The organism is Salinibacterium sp. PAMC 21357, from assembly GCF_000247645.1.
Lineage (GTDB): Bacteria > Actinomycetota > Actinomycetes > Actinomycetales > Microbacteriaceae > Rhodoglobus.
Window position 1 is genome coordinate 512,854 of sequence record NZ_AHWA01000002.1, and the last position, 17,123, is coordinate 529,976.

The following is a 17,123-nucleotide window of genomic DNA, read 5'->3' on the forward strand; positions in this document are numbered from 1 at the left end:
TGCGAGGCTAGAGGGAAGGGGTGTCCGGAGCATCAACAGCTCCACCAAAACGACGCGTGCGACGAGCATAAATCTCGATCGCCTGCCACAACTGCTCACGCGTGAAATCAGGCCACAGCGTATCCAAAAACACCATCTCGGCATAAGCGCTCTGCCAGGGCATGAAGTTGCTCATCCGCTGCTCGCCCGACGACCGCACAAACAGGTCAACATCCGGAAGCTGCGGCTGATAAAGACGTTTCTGGATGAGCTTCTCAGAGACAGCAGACGGCTTCAGCTTGCCCGCCGCAACATCATCAGCAATCGACCGCACGGCATCCGCAATCTCGGTACGACCGCCATAGTTCACACACATCGTGAGCGTCAAAGTGCTGTTCTTCTCCGTGAGCTTCTCAGCGAATTGCAACTCCTTGATAACCGACGTCCACAGCCGCGGGCGCCGCCCAGCCCACCGCACACGCACACCCCACTCGTTGAGTTGATCGCGGCGACGGTGCAAAACGTCACGGTTGAAGCCCATAAGAAAGCGCACCTCTTCGGGTGAACGGCTCCAGTTCTCCGTCGAGAACGCATAGACGCTGACATGCTTCACACCGATTTGGATCGCGCCAGCCACAACATCAAGCAGGCTCGCCTCCCCCGCCTTGTGACCTTCGACCCGAGTCAGCCCGCGAGCATTAGCCCAGCGACCATTGCCGTCCATGACAATCGCGATGTGCTCAGGAACCGCGCCCTTAGGCAGCGTTGGCGGCTGAAGACCCGTCCAATCCAACGGACGAAACTCCACAGCATCTTTATGAGTTTTTGCTACGCGGCTCATGCGCTCCGATCTACATGCTGAATGGAACGAAGACTACGCTCCAAATGAAATTGGGCATACGCGGCAACGACACCGCTGGCCTGAGAACGCGTGCGCTCATCAGAAGCTTCAGCCACATCCCACGAACCCGCAAGCAAAGCACCCAAAAGCTCTAACGTCTCAGAACTCAGACGGGGCGAACCAGGCGGGGCAACCTCATCAGCAACCACACCACCCAGCTGAGCCACAAAGACCGAATGCGGTCCGGGAGCACCGGTGACGGCACAATCAACGAAGCTCGGCGCCCAACCCGCAATCGACAGGCTCCGTAATAGGTACGAATCAAGCGTGAGACTCGGATTGTGCTCGCGCCGCGCGAGAGACCGCAACGCACCCACCAGCAGCAGGTACTGCTGAAGCGAGCCGTCGTCATCCGTGACTTTGTCTGCCGTCTCGACCATCACGCTAGCGGCCGTATAGCTCGCATAGTCAGCGGTGATCTCCGAGCCGTACGAACCCAACGTTTCTGCCTGCTGGATGATGTCGAGGCTGCGCCCGATATAGCACTGGATGTCGGCAACCATAAAAGGCTCCAGCCGTGCTCCGAACTTGGAGGCTGTGCGGCGCACTCCTTTGGCTACCGCGCGAATCTTGCCATGCTCGCGCGACAGCATCGTGACAATTCGGTCAGCTTCACCCAGTTTGTGGGTGCGCAGCACGACGGCTTCATCACGATAGGTAGGCACCCCTCAAGTATCCCCCGGCATGTTGCGGTTTGCTGAGCGACGGCCCGCACGCCCCTCGTATTGGAATCCTCTCCAGCAAATGAGTCAGCGTCGGAGTAGGTTTTAGGCAGAACTGGGTACCTACGCTGGACTTGTCTTCGGCTTCTGGGAGAACACGATGATTCTTGTTACCGGGGCAACGGGCGCGCTCGGTCGGCCGACCGTTTCGCTTCTCACCGCGGCCGGGCATGATGTGCGCGCGCTGAGCCGACAACCCGCCCCTGACCCTGCCCGCGTTGTTGCCGACCTCAGCACCGGAGCCGGCCTCGCGGCTGCACTCACCGGTGTGACGACGGTGGTGCACTTAGCGACCGGAGCGAATACTCACGATTCGCAGCAGACTCGACAGTTGCTGCGGGCAATCGCCGGACATCCGATCGAACACCTGGTCTTTATGTCGATCGTCGGAGTCGACAAACACTCCCTTGGTTTCTATCGCGACAAGCACTTGAGCGAGCAATTCATAGCGGCCTCGGGAGCCCCGTACACAATTCTTCGCGCCACCCAGTTCCACAGTTTCGTAGCGCGCCTTTTTACGGCTCAGCGCCGATTGCCCATCACCGTCGTTCCCTCGTTTCGGATGCAGCCGGTGGCGGTCGATGAAGTCGCCGCCCGGCTTGTCGAACTAGTGGATGCAGGGCCGAGCGGCCGGGTAGACGACTTCGGCGGCCCCGGACAGCTCAGCTTTCGCCAACTCGCCCAGCAGTGGAACGCCGCCCACTCGCTTCGTAAACCGGTGTGGTCATTGCCCATTCTTGGCGCTGTCGGCCGATCTTTTGCTCACGGAGTCCACCTCGCGTCACTGCCCGGCGGCGGCAATATACCGTTTTCGGCCTACGCCGAAGCCCACGCCCGCGCTGCGGGTGCTGCCGGTGCTGCCGGTTCGCTTCGCGGTTCTGGCACGAGTTAGTCGGCAGCGAGCGCCTCCAACGGGCGGATCATCACCACGCTGTCGTAGGTTTTACCTGGCCACTGGATCGTGGCAATGCGCGCGTCACGCTCGACAACCCAGCACTGACCGCCACGCGCTCGAACGAGTGTTGTGTGCGAATCCTGATCGACGGCGGTGTAGTTCAAACCCCGAGCGCCAACCTCGGCATAGGCCGCGTGGAGCACGCCGGTGCCACTTTCGGCATCGGCATCGGCAAATTCACGAACGCTTAGTGACGAATCCATAGAGATATCTCATCAGTTGCCACTATTCGCGATGCACCTCCGTTCCGCAGCTCCGTTCTGCGCCTCCGTCCCGCACCCCCATTCACCGTCACCGCAATGCACCAAACGAAGGCTGCTCGTCGCCCCTCCTCGGAAATTCAGGAAATCGGAGCGCGTGGGGAGAGGAGCGAGCCGCACTCAGGAGCAGCGGCGCCCTGGCAATGCCGAATCTCCTGAATTTCCCAGTGTCGTGCCACTGCAGGGGGGATCCGGGAACGTTTGTTGGCCCAGCTGCGCAGCGTTGTGCGCCGCTGTGCGCCGCTGTGCAGCGCTGTGCAGCGCTGTGCAGCGCTGTGCAGCGCTGTGCAGCGCTGTGCAGCGCTGTGCAGCGCAGCCATTACAGGCTTGCCTGCAACACAACCGAGTTCAGCGGGGCGGCCGTGGTACGAATAGTGCGTGAATGAGACTTTCGAGATCCCGCTGTGGGCTGGACTGTTGGCCGTCGGCGTCGGCGCAATGCAGGGTGCGATGTTTGCGTCCCAATTTCGTGATCGCCGGCTAGACCTGCTCGGAGTCGCCATTATCGGCATCTCTACGGGATTCGGCGGCGGCATGGTCCGCGACATCGTGCTCTCCGAAGTACCCGCTGTGTTGACCACCAACTGGTATCTGATCGTGGCAACGGGTGCTGCACTCTTCGGGATGCTGCTTGAGCGTCTCATTTCGCGCTTGGGGCCACTTATCACGGTGCTCGATGCGCTCACAATCGGACTCTTCGGCGCTATCGGAACCACAAAAGCGCTCTCGCTGGGGCTGCCAGAGGTTCCCGCAATCTTTGTGGGAGTAATCTCGGCGATCGGCGGATCGATCCTGCGCGACATGCTCCTGTCGATGCCGATCGCGCTCATGCACGTCGGTTCGCTCTACGCCGTCGCTGCAACCGCTGGCGCCACCAGTCTCGTGATCATGCGAAGTTTCGACGTCCCAGTATTTCTCGCAGCCACTATTTGTGTCGGACTCACGGTAGGCGTGCGCGTCTTGGCTGTGCTCTTCAACTGGACTCTGCCAGAACAGCGCACAATCAGCGGCATGCCTAAATTCCGGCGGCCGTAGTGCTGCCAGAAAAATCAGTCCCACCCGCACGGTCTGTCTGACGTCACTGCGTGAGCGTCGTTAACGCAGTCAACCCCGCAACACAGGGTTGCGGGGCTGATCCTGAGTTACAAAGTTAGTTACTGGCGACCAATTCTGGTTCAACAGCGGTGCGATTTGCGCGAACCCAGCGGTTCACCGCTGAGACGATTGCCTTGAGCGATGCCCGCGAGATGTCTCCATCGATGCCAACACCCCAGAGGCGTTGGCCGTTGATGTCGAGCTCGACGTAAGCCGCGGCCTGCGCATTGCTACCCTCGCTCATGGTGTGCTCGACGTAGTCGTAGAGCTTCACTCCGATGCCCTGACCCTGTGCGGACAGCATGCCCAAGAACGCGTCGATCGGACCGTTTCCGACGTGCTCGGCCTCCAGCTCGGTATCGTCGACTCGCAGTCGCGCTTCGAGGCTGACTTCACCGTCGTTGGCGCTTGTCGTGCGAGTAGAAAGCAGCTCGTAGCGGCCCCACTTTTGATCGGCGTGATCGGCGGATGCTGGCAGGTACTCATCCTGGAATGAACTCCAGATCTGCTCGCTCGAAACTTCGCCACCTTCGGAGTCAGTTTTGGACTGCACGACACCGCTGAATTCGATCTGCAGTTTGCGCGGCAGGTCGAGGCTGTGATCGGCCTTGAGCAGGTAGGCGACGCCGCCTTTGCCCGACTGAGAATTCACGCGGACAACAGCTTCGTAACCGCGGCCGACATCTTTCGGGTCAATCGGCAGATAGGGAACAGCCCATACGAGGTCGTTGACATCTTTGCCCTCGAGCTCGGCCTGAGCAGCCATCGACTCGAAACCTTTCTTGATGGCGTCTTGGTGCGATCCGCTGAAGGCGGTGTAGACGAGGTCACCAGCCCAGGGGCTGCGCTCGTGCACCTTCAGCTGGTTGCAGTGTTCGGCGGTGCGGCGAATTTGGTCGAGATCGCTGAAGTCGATCTGCGGGTCGATCCCCTGCGTGAACAGGTTGAGGCCCAGAGCAATGAGGTCGACGTTTCCGGTGCGCTCACCGTTTCCGAACAGGCAGCCTTCGATACGGTCGGCGCCGGCCATATACCCGAGCTCCGCCGCAGCGATGCCCGTTCCGCGGTCGTTGTGCGGGTGAAGTGAGATGATGACGTTCTCGCGGTGGTTGACGTTGCGCGACATCCACTCAATGGAGTCGGCATATACGTTGGGGGTGGCCATTTCCACAGTAGCGGGCAGGTTCAGGATGACCTTGCGCTCTGGTGTGGGCTGGAAGACTTCGAGCACCTGATTACAGATATCCACCGCGAATTCGAGCTCGGTTCCGGTGTAGCTCTCGGGCGAGTACTCGTAGTAGACGTCGGTCTCGGGCACCATCGCTTCGGATGCCTTGCAGATTCGAGCCCCGTTGAGGGCGATATCGATGATGCCCTGCTTGTCTTTGCGGAACACGACATCGCGCTGCAGAACACTTGTGGAGTTGTAGAGGTGCACGATCGCTTGCTTCGCGCCCTTGATCGATTCGTAGGTGCGCACGATCAGTTCTTCGCGAGCCTGGGTGAGCACCTGAATAGTGACGTCATCCGGGATCGCATTCGTCTCGATGAGCGAGCGGACGAAATCGAAGTCGGTCTGACTCGCCGACGGGAAGCCAACCTCGATCTCTTTGTAGCCCATCTTGACGAGCAGATCGAACATGATCCGCTTGCGCTCAGGGCTCATGGGGTCGATCAGCGCTTGGTTACCATCGCGCAAATCGACTGCACACCAACGGGGTGCCTCGGTGATGCGCTTCGACGGCCACGTGCGGTCCGGCAGATCGATAGAAATGATCTCGTGAAACGGACGGTACTTGTGGATCGGCATCGAGGATGCGGACTGATTGTTCTTCATTTGGTGCTCCTGCTGTTCTCAAGGCCTTGTGAGCCACTCGTTACGAATCTGGTCAGCCAATGACAAACTCCGCGACGAGTGAGGCCTGAATTAGGACTCGTCGCGGCAGCTAAGGAGGAGCAGACCGAACAACACCATTTCAGAATAGCACTGCACGAGCCGGGGCGAACCAGTGGTTCCCGAACCGTTACCGCCAGCCGGAATCCTTAGTCGATTGCGAGTGCTTCTACCGGAGTGATCCTGATGACGCGACGGATGGGCGAAATTGACGCGACGAAAGCCAAGACCGCAGCGAGTGCGGCGACCACCACGAGAATCCACCACGGAACCATCGGTAGCACAAATCCAGGCTGACCAGACAGTGAACCGAGCAGCGACTGCGCTCCCGCCCAACCGTAGAACGTACCGAGTGCTAGCCCGACCACGCTCGCCGCGATCGTGAGTTGAGCACTCTCGAGGCGGATCATCGACCGTACCTGTGCTGCGGTAAAGCCCAGTGCGCGCAAGAGTCCCAACTCGCGAGTGCGCTGGACGATACTCAAAGACAGGCTGTTGACAAGCCCCACCGCGGCGATCACGGCGCTGAAACCGATGAGGATCGAGAAGGTTGCGACGACAGCGGCTAGCGAGTCGTCAAGTGCCGCCGAATCTGCACTGTCAAAGCTCGGGGACAGCATTAGCATGTGCTTGAAAGTTTCTGTGGCCACGGCGAGCATGGTAACCAGAGTGATTCCGATGACTAGCCCCGTGGTGATCCGCGTGCTGCGCTCTGGGTACCGCACCGAATTTTCTGCAGCGAGCGTGCCGCTGAGCCGCGCCCGATTCGTGCTCCGATGAATCGAAGCACCTGAGGCATCACGAATTGTGCTCCGAGGACGAAGCCAGTGAACGAAATTATGCCGCCGACGAGTGAGATCAATACTCCGGGCGCAAACGTCAGGCCCACGAGCATCCCCACGACGGTGAGCCCCAGACCGATCCCCACCATCACGGTTGAGAGTGCAAGCCGGCGGATGCTGTGCGTCGGTGAGTCATCGATTGAGTCGACGGAGGCGCCAAGCGCCTGCATTGGCGTCACGCTGAGCACTCGGCGGGAGCCCGCCCACGCCGCCGCCCAGGTGGTGACGATCACTCCGACGATGGGCGCCAAAGCAATCAGATCGAAGTAGCTGTAGTTTATGGCCGGCAAGGCATCCGCGCCTTGAGCAAACTGGAAGATTCCCGCGGCGGCGACTATTCCCGCTCCCGCGCCCACAAGAGAGCCGATCACACCGACCATTAGCCCTTCGCCGGCAATTTGTCTGCGTTGACTACGCGCGCTTCCACCAATGAGACGCACCAGCGCAATCGTGCGTGTTCGCCCAGCGATAATGGTCGAAAATGCGTTCGCTGTCACAATTGCGCCGACGTAGACGGAAATGGCAATGAACACGACCGCGAGCATGTTCAGCATGAGGGCGAGTAGTGCGGCTTGCCCGAATTCGTCATCACGAGTGAGGGCAACCGCCATATTGTTCGTCAATTGGAGCAGTGCGACGCCGAATGCGCTACTGAGGGCGGCAACAACAATGCTCGACGTGTGTTCACGCAGACTCAATAACCTCATGATGCGCTCTCCATCTCGAGCATGAGCTGACTGATCTCTGCAGCGCTTGATCGCCCACGGTCATCCACAATTTGACCATCAGCCAGGAAGATGATGCGGTCTGCGTAACTGGCGGCAATAGGGTCGTGGGTCACCATGGCGATGCTCTGCCCGTACGTGGTGCTCGCTGCAGCCAGCAGCGAGAGAACTTCTCGCCCGGTTCGTGAGTCGAGGTTTCCCGTTGGCTCGTCAGCAAATACAAGCTCAGGCCGGGAGCCCAATGCTCGGGCTATCGCGACGCGCTGTTGTTGGCCGCCAGAAAGTTCGTGGGGGCGATGACGAAGTCGTTCAGTGAGTCCCAGCGATCCGATGAGTTCGTCGATCCACCCCCGTTCTGTGGTCGAAGGTGCACGCCCGTCGAGTTGGAACGGAAGCAGGATGTTCTGCTCGATATCGAGGGTGGGCACGAGATTGAATGATTGAAATACGAATCCCACGCGGCGGCGGCGAATCATCGTCAGTGCGGTGTCATCCAGATGGGTGATCTCGGCCTCACGCAGCCACACCCGACCCGAGGTTGCGGTGTCGAGACCGGCCATTATGTGCATGAGGGTCGACTTGCCCGACCCACTTGGCCCCATGATCGCGGTAAATTCACCGGCACGAATGCCGACCGAGATTTCGCTGAGTGCGATAACGCTGGTGGAGGCCGAGCCGTAGGACTTAGAGAGGTTCTCGACCCGAGCGACAAGACCCGAGTTGTCTGGTGAAATGTTCATGCTTCAACTCTGTCGCCAGCGCCCAGATGACGAATCGGCCGGGCGGGTGCTTCACATCATCCTCAAGGATGACTCACGTAAGTCCATTTTCATACGCAAAGACGACGAGCTGAACGCGATCACGTAGCGACAGCTTGGTAAGAATTCGGCTGACATGCGTTTTGACTGTTGCTTCACTCAGGAACTCGGTCCGCGCAATTTCGGCGTTGCTCAGACCGCGTACGGCAAGAAGAAAGATTTCATGCTCTCTAGCGGTGAGTGATTCAAACGACGCCGGACGTTTCTGTGGTGCTGAACCAAAGTGTTCAAACAGCTCTCTCGTGGCTGCGGCGGCGATCACGCTAGTGCCGGAGTGCACGGTGCGGATGGCCGCCAGCAAGAACTCAGGGTCGGCATCTTTAAGCACAAAACCGCTTGCTCCGGCGCGGATCGCTCTGGCGGCGGCTTCATCGAGGTCGAACGTCGTGAGCACAATTATTCGCGGCCGATTGTCGATGGCGGCAGAAAGGATCGACTTCGTCGATTCGATTCCATCCATCACCGGCATGCGAATGTCCATCAAGACAACATCGGGTTGTGCGGCTTCGACCATGCCGATCGCTTCAGCGCCATTACTCGCCTCCCCCACACATTCGAGGTCCGGCTGCGAGGAGACAAGCATCCGGATGCCCGCTCTGAATAGTGACTGGTCATCGACCAGCGCCACCCGAATACGGTTCACGCCGTCGCCGCCATTCTGACGCGCACAACGAACTGATCGCCGTGACTGCCAGCGCTGAACTCGGCGCCAGCTAAATGAGCTCGCTCTCTCATTCCCACCAAACCGTGGCCAACGTGGACCCCAGCGTCGGTGTCGTTCGTGGTGCAGTCGTTCGCTACTGACATGACTACCGCGTTCTGAGCCCACTGGATGCTGAGCTCCGTTGGCACCGCGTGCTCACCGTGCCGCAACGCATTGGTCAAAGCTTCTTGAGCAATTCGGTAGAGCGCAATCTGTTGCCCTGACGAAATGACCAAAGATTCTCCCTGCTGGTCTACCTCCAGAAGCAATCCAGCCGACCGCATTTGTTCGACCAATAGGGGGATGTCGGCGAGGCCGGGCTGCGGCCCAGCGCTCTGACGGTGCCGCAACTGCCCCAACAGGAGCCGCACATCGGCCAATGCCTCTCGTGCAGTACCAGAAATCGTGGAGAGCGCGTTGTCGACGGAACCAGGGTCGGCTGCGGCGGCGTAACGAGCTCCATCGGCCTGCGCAATCACGACCGCGAGCGAATGGGCAACCACGTCGTGCATGTCGCGTGCGATCTGGTTGCGTTCAAGTTCCACCGTGGCGACCTGCTCGGCGACCGCGCGCGCCTGCTTATTCTCACGCGCCACTGCCTGGGTTCGCGCCAGCAACCCCGCCGTCCAGCCAAGGCCAAGAAGCGCGAGCATGGCGATAACAAAGACCACAAAGTCGAAGATCATCACTGAGCTCAGCGGCCATACAAATGGCTGCACATCGACAGTGCCGAGTGCGCTGCCCGTAGTGCCCGTGAGGTACACAGCGCCGATTGCTGCTCCGGCAAAGACTGAGGCAAGCGCCAGTCGTCGCACTCGCGAACTGCCATACCTAGCGGCCGCAAAAAGCACTGCCACAATCAAAAAGTTGATCGGGTCGACGGGTAACAGCCAGGCGATTTGAAGGAGAGCGCTCACCCACGCAACAGTCAACGCCAAACCTGGACTCAACCGACGAAGGGCAAGAGCAACACCGAAGAGGAGAACGATCACCCACGATGACGCATGCTCGACACCAAGGAGAAAACGCAATACCACCACGACAAGCGCGATGCTCACATCACCGATGAGGGCGCCACGCGAGAGCTGTCGAATCATGATCACAACGCTACGCTGGCCACACTGTCTGAGACACAACGTGAGCCTGTCGGCCTAAGAAATCATCCTTCAGAGGTATGACAGGTGCTGCCGGATGTTAAAAGCCGAGACGACCCAACTGCTTCGAGTCTCGCTGCCACTCTTTGGCGACCTTCACCCTCAACGACAAGAAAATCTGCTTACCGACAAGCTTCTCGATCTCCTTGCGCGCACGCGCGCCGACATCCTGCAGTCGTTCGCCGCCCTTGCCGATGATGATGCCCTTTTGGCTGTCACGCTCAACAAAGATATTCGCAAATACTTCGAGGAGATCTTTGTCTTCGCGCTCGATCATGTCGTCGATAGTGACGGCAATGGAGTGCGGCAATTCATCCATAACTCCCTCGAGCGCGGCTTCGCGAATAAGCTCTGCCACGCGCGATTCGGTCGACTCGTCGGTGACGGCGTCATCCGGATAGAGCGCCTGCGAAACCGGCATCAGCTTCACAAGTTCAGTAGACAAAATATCGAGCTGAATGCTGTCAAATGACGAGATCGGGATGATCTCATCCCAATCGCGCAGTTCACTCACCGCCCGCAGCTGCTCAGCAACGCCGGGGCGCGACGACGCGTCGATCTTGGTGACGATGGCCACCTTCTTGGCCCGCGGAAACGAGTCAAGCTGTTCGTTGATGTAACGGTCTCCTGGACCAATTTTTTCGTTCGCGGGAATGCAGAGGCCAATCACGTCAACTTCACCGAGGGTGTCTTGCACGATCGAGTTGAGTCGTTCGCCGAGAAGGGTCCGCGGCCGGTGCATTCCGGGGGTGTCGACGATGATTAGTTGGCCATCGCTGCGGTGCACAATTCCGCGAATTGCGCGCCGCGTTGTTTGGGGCTTCGACGAAGTGATCGCAACCTTTTCACCCACCAGCGCGTTGGTGAGGGTCGATTTTCCCACGTTGGGCCGACCTACAAAGGTCACAAATCCTGATCTGAACTCACTGGCGTCGGTCACTGTGATTCACCGTTCTCTCGTTCATTCGAGATTGATTCGTGCTGATTGTCTAGGGAAGGGTCTTTGGCAACGAGCACCGTGCTGATGCGTTTACGCCGCCCTTCGGTGCGTTCTGCGGTGAGAACAAGGCCGGAATAGTGCGCTACCGCACCGCTCTCGGGCAGCCGGCCTAGGGTCTTCATGATCAGACCGCCAACAGAGTCGACCTCGTCATCATCAAGCTCGAGCCCGAACAGGTCTCCCAGTTCGTCGATCGGCAATCGAGCACTTACTCGGAACTTGCCATCGGCAAGTTCTTCGAATTCGGCGACTTCGCGATCGTACTCGTCAGAGATATCTCCGACGAGTTCTTCAATGAGGTCTTCCAATGAGACTAGCCCTGCGATGCCGCCGTACTCATCCACCACCATCGCGAGGTGGTTCGATTCGAGCTGCATTTGGCGCAACAAACTGTCGGCTCGCTGAGATTCCGGCACGAATAGGGCGGGCCGCGCCAGTTCTTGGGTCGTCAGCTTGTCGGCCTCAATGGGTTGTTCATACACGACACGAGCGACGTCGCGAAGGTAAAGCACCCCCATGACCTGGTCAATATCTTCACCGATTACCGGCACTCGTGAAACGCCACGACTGAGAAACAACCCCATCGCAGCGCTGGCCGTCACATCAGCATCCACGGTCACCATGTCCGTGCGCGGAATCATTACTTCACGCACAACAGTGTTGTTGAATTCGAAAATCGAGTGGATGAGGTCGCGATCGTCTTGATCCAGAACTTCATGTTCGGTCGCTTCATCCACCATGCTCAGCAATTGTTCTTCGCTGGAAAACGTTGCTGTTCGCGGTCGCCCCGGAGTCACACGGTTGCCGAGAGCGACAAGCGCATCAGCGATCGGGCCCAAAATTACTCGGATGCCTCGCACCAGTGGCGCCGCAATTTGAACGACCTTGCGCGAGTGTGCGCGCCCAACGCTGCGGGGGCTCGATCCAACGAGAACGAAGGACGCTCCGGTCATGATCAGCGCGCTGACCAGTAGCGCCAGCCACCATTGCTCGAAGAGTGAAGCGAACACGAGTGTCACGAGCACGGCGGAGGTGGTTTCGAGCACAATTCGCATGAAGTTCAGCGCATTGAAGTGAGCGCCCAAATCATGCGAGATCGCCAAAATTTGTTTTTTGGCACGACTACGACCGGCAAGCTCAACGAGGTCGCTTCTACTGAGTACTGTGAGCGCAGAGTCGGCAGCAGCGAGCAAACCACCGAGCGAAACCAGCAAAATCGCCACGGTGATGAAGATGCCATTCACCATGAGCGGCTACCTGCTTCGTTCAGCAAGGGCGAAGCCCGACAGAATTTCGCGCTGCAGGCCGAACATCTCTTTTTCCTCTTCTGGCTCAGCATGATCGAATCCGAGTAGGTGCAGCAACCCGTGGGTCGTCAGCAATAACATTTCTTCCAGTGGCGGATGTCCGGCCGTCTCGGCCTGCGCAATCGCAACCTGAGGGCACACCACGATGTCGCCGAGCAGCCCGGCTGGCGTCTGGTGAGCTTCGGTGCCGGGGCGCAGTTCATCCATGGGGAAACTCAGCACGTCGGTGGGGCCCGGTTCGTCCATCCATTGAACGTGGAGTTGTTCCATGGCGGCTTCGTCGACGAAAACTATGCCAAGTTCGGCATCCGGGTGAACGTGAAGCTGGTCAAGAGCGAAGGTGCACAAACGCTGGAACGCGTGCTCGTCTACGTCAATCTCTGACTCGTTGTTGATTTCAATTGACACGCTATCGTCCCTCGTGATTGCGGCTGCGAGCTCGCGGTCGGTTCTTGCTGTTGTACTCATCGCGCTGTTTTTCCGCGTCATAGGTCGTGTAGGCGTCGACAATCTTGCCGACGAGCGTGTGACGCACGACGTCTGCGCTCGTGAGTTCGGCAAAGTGGATGTCGTCGATATCTCGCAGCACGTTCGAGACGAGCTTGAGCCCACTCGCTCCTTCGGGCAGGTCGACCTGCGTAACGTCGCCAGTGATGACCATCTTGGAGTCGAACCCCAAGCGGGTCAGAAACATCTTCATCTGCTCTGGCGTGGTGTTTTGGGCTTCATCGAGAACGACAAAGGACTTGTTGAGAGTGCGGCCACGCATGTAGGCGAGAGGCGCGACTTCAACGGTGCCTGCCGCTAACAGTTTGGGAACCAGTTCGGGATCCATCATGTCGTTGAGCGCGTCGTAGAGCGGTCGAAGGTACGGATCGATCTTGTCGGTCAGCGAGCCAGGCAAGAACCCCAGTCGCTCCCCCGCTTCAATTGCCGGACGACTGAGGATAATGCGGTCAACTTCTTTGCGCTGCAAAGCCTGAACAGCTTTGGCCATTGCTAGATAGGTTTTACCCGTTCCGGCCGGACCGATTCCGAACACAATGGTGTTGTTGTCCATCGCTTCGACGTACTGCGACTGGCCCAAGGTTTTAGGCCGAATTGCTTTGCCTCGAGCGGTAAGAATTGTTTGGCCGAGCAGAGTCTTCGGGCTGCCCTGATTCTGGCGCAGAATGCTGGCCGACGACTCGACATCCTGGGTACCGAGGTCATGACCGTCGCGAACCATCGCGATTAGTTCATCGACGAGCTCTTCCGCTGCCGCAACCGAGTCGCGGTCACCAGTCAGAGTGATCTCGTTTCCGCGAACATGTATTTCGACGTCGGGAAACTTGCTCTCCACGACGCGAAGCAATCGATCATGAGGGCCAAGCAGCCGCACCATCGCGACGCCATCCACTTCAATCGCAACGCTTTCGCGCTCGTCGGATAGTGCTTTTTCAGTGCGTGCGGACTCAGAGTCACTAGTGACCAAGGGTGCCTTCCTCGAGGTGTCCACCGAGCACATGAGCATGAACGTGGAACACTGTTTGACCGGCGCTTTCACCGGTATTGAAAATCAAACGAAACTCGCTATTCGTGTGTTCATCAGCGAGTTGTTGCGCCACCGAGACAAGCTCGGCGAGCAGCTCAGGGTTGCCAGCGGCCAGTTGCGCAACATTCGCAAACTGCTCTGTTTTAGGAACTACGAGCAGGTGTACTGGCGCTTGGGGCGCGATGTCGCGAAAGGCGATGACGGAATCTGACTCGAAGACAATATCCGCGGGAATCTCGCGAGCGATGATCTTCGTGAAGATCGAGGGGGAATCAGACATGGCTCTAGCCTAAACCTCTAGCTCCAACGGCCAAGTTTTACATTCAACACCGCAAGTGCGGCGGGGCCGGCAGTTGACGTGCGCAGAACTTCACTGCCCAAGCGAACGGTGGATGCTCCTGCCGCCGTCAAGAGCTCCAACTCATGGTCAGCCACGCCGCCCTCTGGCCCGACAACGAGCACAATGTCGCGATCATCAACGACGAGGTCAGCCAGAGTTTCTGTTGCCGTGGGCTCAAGGACGAGCATCCGGGTGCTCGAAGCAAAGGCAGCAAGCTGCTTTGTCGTCACGAGATCCAGCACATCGGGTAGCCAAGTGCGCAGGGATTGTTTGCTCGCCTCACGCACAATTGCGGCCCAGCGGTCACGACCCTTAACAACTTTTGTCCCTTGCCAACGCGAAATGCTGCGCGACGCTGACCACGGAATTACGCCATCGATGCCGAGTTCAGTGGCTACTTGCACTGCCAACTCATCCCGATCTGCCTTAGCGAGCGCTTGGGCAAGAAACACTGCCGGAGTGCGTCGCTCCGTGCGGCTAAGTTCGGCGACAACGATGCTGAGCTCGGTATGCTCCGCAACCGTGATTGGCCCAGAAACTGTGAGCCCGGCACCGTTGCTGATCGCGATAGTTTCGCCAACCGCGAGCCGCGACACCGTGACCGCATGGCGCGCCTCAGCTTTGGTCAGCGAGACGGTATCGCCGACCTTAGCGTCGTCGAGTTCTTCATCGATATAAAGATGAGCCACAGCGTTTTCCTACAGGAACCGGTCGCGAAGCTTCGCGAACAGTCCTTGATGGAACTCGGCAAACTCTGGCGCCTTGGACTTGCGAATTGCGGCGAGCTGCTTGATCAAAGTCTGTTCGGCACCGCTCAACTTGGTGGGGGTGACGACCTGAATGCCCAAGCGCAAATCGCCTCGACCGCCACCGCGCAGGCTCGTGATGCCCCGCTCCTTGACCGTCAGCACCTCGCCGGCTTGTGTACCCGGTTTGATACTGACCTCAACCTTGTCGTCCAACCCATCAAGAGTGACCGTGGTACCCAAGATCGCGTCGATCATCTGAACCTCAACGGTGGCAAGCAAGTCATCGTCTGAGCGGCTAAAGACGTCGTGATGACGCACCTTCATCTCCAGGAAGAGGTCGCCATTCGGCCCACCGGCCGGCCCAACTTCGCCTTGGCCAGGCATTTGCAGACGCAATCCAGTTTCGACGCCAGCGGGGATGTCGACCGAAATAGTGCGCTGCGCACGAACGCGACCCTGACCGGCGCACGTGGCGCACGGGTTGACGATGATGTTGCCATAACCGCGGCAGGTGCCACACGGGCTCGACGTCATGACGTTGCCGAGAAGGCTGCGCACCTGGCGCTGAATCTGGCCGCTGCCCTGACAAATGTCACAGCGAACCGGCGAGCTACCTGGCGCGGAACAGTTGCCCTCGCAGGTCTCACACAAGACCGCGGTGTTGACCTCGAGGTCGCGCGAAACGCCGAAAATGGTGTCTTTTAAACTAACCTCAACACGCAATAGAGCGTCTTGGCCGCGCTCACGACGCGAGCGGGGACCAACAGATTGACCGCCGCCACCACCGCCGAAGAACGTTTCGAAGATGTCGCCGAACCCGCCGAAACCACCGCCAAAACTGCCGCCGCTGCCGCCCATGTCGTACTGCTGGCGCTGCTGGGGATCGCTCAAGACGTCATAGGCGTGTGTAACCGACTTGAAACGCTCTGACGCGTCGGCACTCGGGTTTACGTCGGGGTGCAACTCGCGAGCGAGCTTGCGGTACGCCTTCTTGATTTCTTCAGGCGTGGCCTCGCGGGCAACGCCGAGTGCTTCATAGTGATCTGCCAAAGTTCCGATTGCTCCTTACGAGCTCAGTTTTCTTCTAAAAGTCGTGACAGGTAACGCGCTACCGCGCGAACCGCTGCCATATTGTTCGAGTAATCCATGCGAGTCGGGCCCAGCACACCCAGTCGCGCGACCCCGCCGCCCGACGAGGAATACCCACCCGTAACGACGGACGTCTCTTCAAGTCCAAATTCTGCGTTTTCACGCCCAATGCGAGTCGAAACAGACCCACTGGTTACTTGCATCTCCCCAAAGAGGCGTAACAACGTTACTTGCTCTTCTATTGCCTCCAGCACCGGAAAAATGCTGCCTGAGAAGTCTTGCTCAGTTCGTGCAAGGTTTGCTGTGCCCGCTAAAACAAGTTTGTCATGGCGGTTTGCCAAAACTTGCTCCATGAGACTGGATGCCACCTGACTGACGACCGCCTGGCGCTCAACAGTAAACAAATCAGCAAAAGTTGCGAGTCTCTCGGCTGCTTCGGGAAGGGATTGCCCGTTGAGCGCTGAGTTTAGCTTCGCGCGCATCTCCCCGAGGAATGTGTCATCTAGTACCTCTGAAATTTCGATCTGCCGCTGCTCAACGAGGCCGGAGTCAGTAATAAACACCGTCATCACCCGGGAAGCGTTTAGCGGCACTAGCTCGATATGCCGCACGCGAGCAGTCGCGAGCGAGGGATATTGAACCAGCGCAACGCTGTTGGTCAACTGCGACAGCATCCGAACGGTTCGGGCAAGAACGTCATCTAGATCGTCGGCCTGGCCCAGGAATGACTCAATTGCTTGGCGCTGTGCGCTCGTGAGAGGGCGCAGGTCAGCAAGGTGATCCACGAACACCCGGTAGCCCTTATCGGTCGGCACACGCCCAGAGGAGGTATGAGGAGCGGCAATCAGCTCTTCATCCTCAAGCAAAACCATGTCGTTACGAATTGTGGCCGCAGACACCCCGAAGGAGTGGCGTTCCACAATCGACTTCGATCCGACAGGCTCGCGCGTAGCAACGTAGTCCTGCACAATGACTCGAAGCACGTCAAGTCCGCGGGCGGAAACCATTCCACCACCCACCTCTCTTGATTGGCACTCAATCCGTTCGACTGCCAAT

The 17,123-nt window shown here is 58.8% G+C and carries 19 protein-coding genes; 2 read left to right on the forward strand and 17 right to left on the reverse strand.

The annotated features are described in order from the left end of the window. Positions 1-7: 7 nt before the first annotated feature. Together ON14_RS02450 and recO are read right to left on the reverse strand one after the other, a co-directional pair. Complete coding sequence (locus ON14_RS02450; RefSeq protein WP_010202876.1) at positions 8-820, reverse strand: isoprenyl transferase; 813 nt, start codon at positions 818-820, stop codon at positions 8-10. Next, positions 817-1,545, reverse strand: a complete 729-nt coding sequence (gene recO / locus ON14_RS02455; RefSeq protein WP_010202877.1) for a DNA repair protein RecO — start codon at positions 1,543-1,545, stop codon at positions 817-819. Before recO ends, ON14_RS02450 begins: the two co-directional genes overlap by 4 nt. A 157-nt stretch (positions 1,546-1,702) precedes the next feature. On the opposite strand from recO, the gene ON14_RS02460 reads away from it, so the two are divergent. Next, the gene (locus ON14_RS02460) at positions 1,703-2,494 is read left to right on the forward strand and encodes an SDR family oxidoreductase (protein ID WP_010202880.1); all 792 of its coding nucleotides are present in this window, start codon (positions 1,703-1,705) and stop codon (positions 2,492-2,494) included. On the opposite strand, the gene ON14_RS02465 is transcribed toward ON14_RS02460, so the two are convergent. Beyond that, positions 2,491-2,760, reverse strand: a complete 270-nt coding sequence (locus ON14_RS02465; RefSeq protein ID WP_010202883.1) for a hypothetical protein — start codon at positions 2,758-2,760, stop codon at positions 2,491-2,493. The two genes, ON14_RS02460 and ON14_RS02465, sit on opposite strands and share 4 nt — an antisense overlap. A gap of 435 nt (positions 2,761-3,195) precedes the next feature. Here ON14_RS02465 and ON14_RS02470 point away from each other — a divergent pair, with 435 nt between their 5' ends. Further along, on the forward strand, positions 3,196-3,852 hold the full coding sequence (locus ON14_RS02470; protein WP_010202885.1) for a trimeric intracellular cation channel family protein: 657 nt from the start codon (positions 3,196-3,198) through the stop codon (positions 3,850-3,852). A 115-nt stretch (positions 3,853-3,967) separates the two neighbouring features. On the opposite strand, the gene leuA is transcribed toward ON14_RS02470, so the two are convergent. From leuA to hrcA, 14 genes are all read right to left on the reverse strand, one after another. Next, complete coding sequence (gene leuA / locus ON14_RS02475; protein WP_010202887.1) at positions 3,968-5,749, reverse strand: 2-isopropylmalate synthase; 1,782 nt, start codon at positions 5,747-5,749, stop codon at positions 3,968-3,970. Between the two features lie 206 nt (positions 5,750-5,955). Further along, positions 5,956-6,456 (reverse strand): ABC transporter permease, encoded by a 501-nt coding sequence (locus ON14_RS16065; protein ID WP_237719657.1) that lies wholly within the window; start codon positions 6,454-6,456, stop codon positions 5,956-5,958. Positions 6,457-6,488: 32 nt separating this feature from the next. Next, the gene (locus ON14_RS16070; protein WP_050992980.1) at positions 6,489-7,355 is read right to left on the reverse strand and encodes an FtsX-like permease family protein; all 867 of its coding nucleotides are present in this window, start codon (positions 7,353-7,355) and stop codon (positions 6,489-6,491) included. Next, positions 7,352-8,113, reverse strand: a complete 762-nt coding sequence (locus ON14_RS02485) for an ABC transporter ATP-binding protein (protein WP_010202888.1) — start codon at positions 8,111-8,113, stop codon at positions 7,352-7,354. The genes ON14_RS16070 and ON14_RS02485 overlap by 4 nt, the downstream gene beginning before the upstream one ends. A 73-nt stretch (positions 8,114-8,186) precedes the next feature. Beyond that, on the reverse strand, positions 8,187-8,834 hold the full coding sequence (locus ON14_RS02490) for a response regulator (protein ID WP_010202889.1): 648 nt from the start codon (positions 8,832-8,834) through the stop codon (positions 8,187-8,189). Then, entirely contained in the window at positions 8,831-9,991 is a 1,161-nt protein-coding gene (locus ON14_RS02495) for a sensor histidine kinase (protein WP_026037486.1), read from the reverse strand. The genes ON14_RS02490 and ON14_RS02495 overlap by 4 nt, the downstream gene beginning before the upstream one ends. A 97-nt stretch (positions 9,992-10,088) precedes the next feature. Continuing rightward, positions 10,089-10,988 carry a GTPase Era gene (era, locus tag ON14_RS02500; protein ID WP_010202893.1) on the reverse strand — a complete coding sequence of 300 codons (900 nt, stop codon included), beginning with the start codon at positions 10,986-10,988 and terminating at the stop codon, positions 10,089-10,091. Continuing rightward, a complete protein-coding gene (locus tag ON14_RS02505; protein WP_010202895.1) occupies positions 10,985-12,295 on the reverse strand; it encodes a hemolysin family protein in 1,311 nt (436 codons plus the stop codon). Before ON14_RS02505 ends, era begins: the two co-directional genes overlap by 4 nt. A 6-nt stretch (positions 12,296-12,301) precedes the next feature. Next, a complete protein-coding gene (gene ybeY, locus ON14_RS02510) occupies positions 12,302-12,763 on the reverse strand; it encodes an rRNA maturation RNase YbeY (protein ID WP_010202896.1) in 462 nt (153 codons plus the stop codon). Between the two features lies 1 nt (position 12,764). Continuing rightward, the gene (locus tag ON14_RS02515; RefSeq protein ID WP_010202900.1) at positions 12,765-13,829 is read right to left on the reverse strand and encodes a PhoH family protein; all 1,065 of its coding nucleotides are present in this window, start codon (positions 13,827-13,829) and stop codon (positions 12,765-12,767) included. Then, the gene (locus ON14_RS02520) at positions 13,819-14,169 is read right to left on the reverse strand and encodes a histidine triad nucleotide-binding protein (protein ID WP_010202901.1); all 351 of its coding nucleotides are present in this window, start codon (positions 14,167-14,169) and stop codon (positions 13,819-13,821) included. The genes ON14_RS02515 and ON14_RS02520 overlap by 11 nt, the downstream gene beginning before the upstream one ends. A gap of 17 nt (positions 14,170-14,186) precedes the next feature. Beyond that, entirely contained in the window at positions 14,187-14,918 is a 732-nt protein-coding gene (locus tag ON14_RS02525) for a 16S rRNA (uracil(1498)-N(3))-methyltransferase (protein ID WP_010202903.1), read from the reverse strand. Between the two features lie 9 nt (positions 14,919-14,927). Beyond that, complete coding sequence (dnaJ, locus tag ON14_RS02530; RefSeq protein WP_010202904.1) at positions 14,928-16,028, reverse strand: molecular chaperone DnaJ; 1,101 nt, start codon at positions 16,026-16,028, stop codon at positions 14,928-14,930. A gap of 23 nt (positions 16,029-16,051) precedes the next feature. Further along, complete coding sequence (hrcA, locus tag ON14_RS02535) at positions 16,052-17,074, reverse strand: heat-inducible transcriptional repressor HrcA (RefSeq protein WP_010202906.1); 1,023 nt, start codon at positions 17,072-17,074, stop codon at positions 16,052-16,054. Between the last annotated feature and the right edge of the window lie 49 nt (positions 17,075-17,123).

Excerpts from the sequence above, each read along its gene's own strand:
- ON14_RS02450 (WP_010202876.1), bottom strand. The coding sequence starts at position 820 with ATGAGCCGCGTAGCAAAAACTCATAAAGATGCTGTGGAGTTTCGTCCG.
- ON14_RS02460 (WP_010202880.1), top strand. The coding sequence starts at position 1,703 with ATGATTCTTGTTACCGGGGCAACGGGCGCGCTCGGTCGGCCGACCGTT.
- ON14_RS02465 (WP_010202883.1), bottom strand. The coding sequence starts at position 2,760 with ATGGATTCGTCACTAAGCGTTCGTGAATTTGCCGATGCCGATGCCGAA.
- leuA (WP_010202887.1), bottom strand. The coding sequence starts at position 5,749 with ATGAAGAACAATCAGTCCGCATCCTCGATGCCGATCCACAAGTACCGT.
- ON14_RS16070 (WP_050992980.1), bottom strand. The coding sequence starts at position 7,355 with ATGAGGTTATTGAGTCTGCGTGAACACACGTCGAGCATTGTTGTTGCC.
- ON14_RS02485 (WP_010202888.1), bottom strand. The coding sequence starts at position 8,113 with ATGAACATTTCACCAGACAACTCGGGTCTTGTCGCTCGGGTCGAGAAC.
- ON14_RS02495 (WP_026037486.1), bottom strand. The coding sequence starts at position 9,991 with ATGATTCGACAGCTCTCGCGTGGCGCCCTCATCGGTGATGTGAGCATC.
- ON14_RS02505 (WP_010202895.1), bottom strand. The coding sequence starts at position 12,295 with ATGGTGAATGGCATCTTCATCACCGTGGCGATTTTGCTGGTTTCGCTC.
- ON14_RS02520 (WP_010202901.1), bottom strand. The coding sequence starts at position 14,169 with ATGTCTGATTCCCCCTCGATCTTCACGAAGATCATCGCTCGCGAGATT.
- hrcA (WP_010202906.1), bottom strand. The coding sequence starts at position 17,074 with ATGGTTTCCGCCCGCGGACTTGACGTGCTTCGAGTCATTGTGCAGGAC.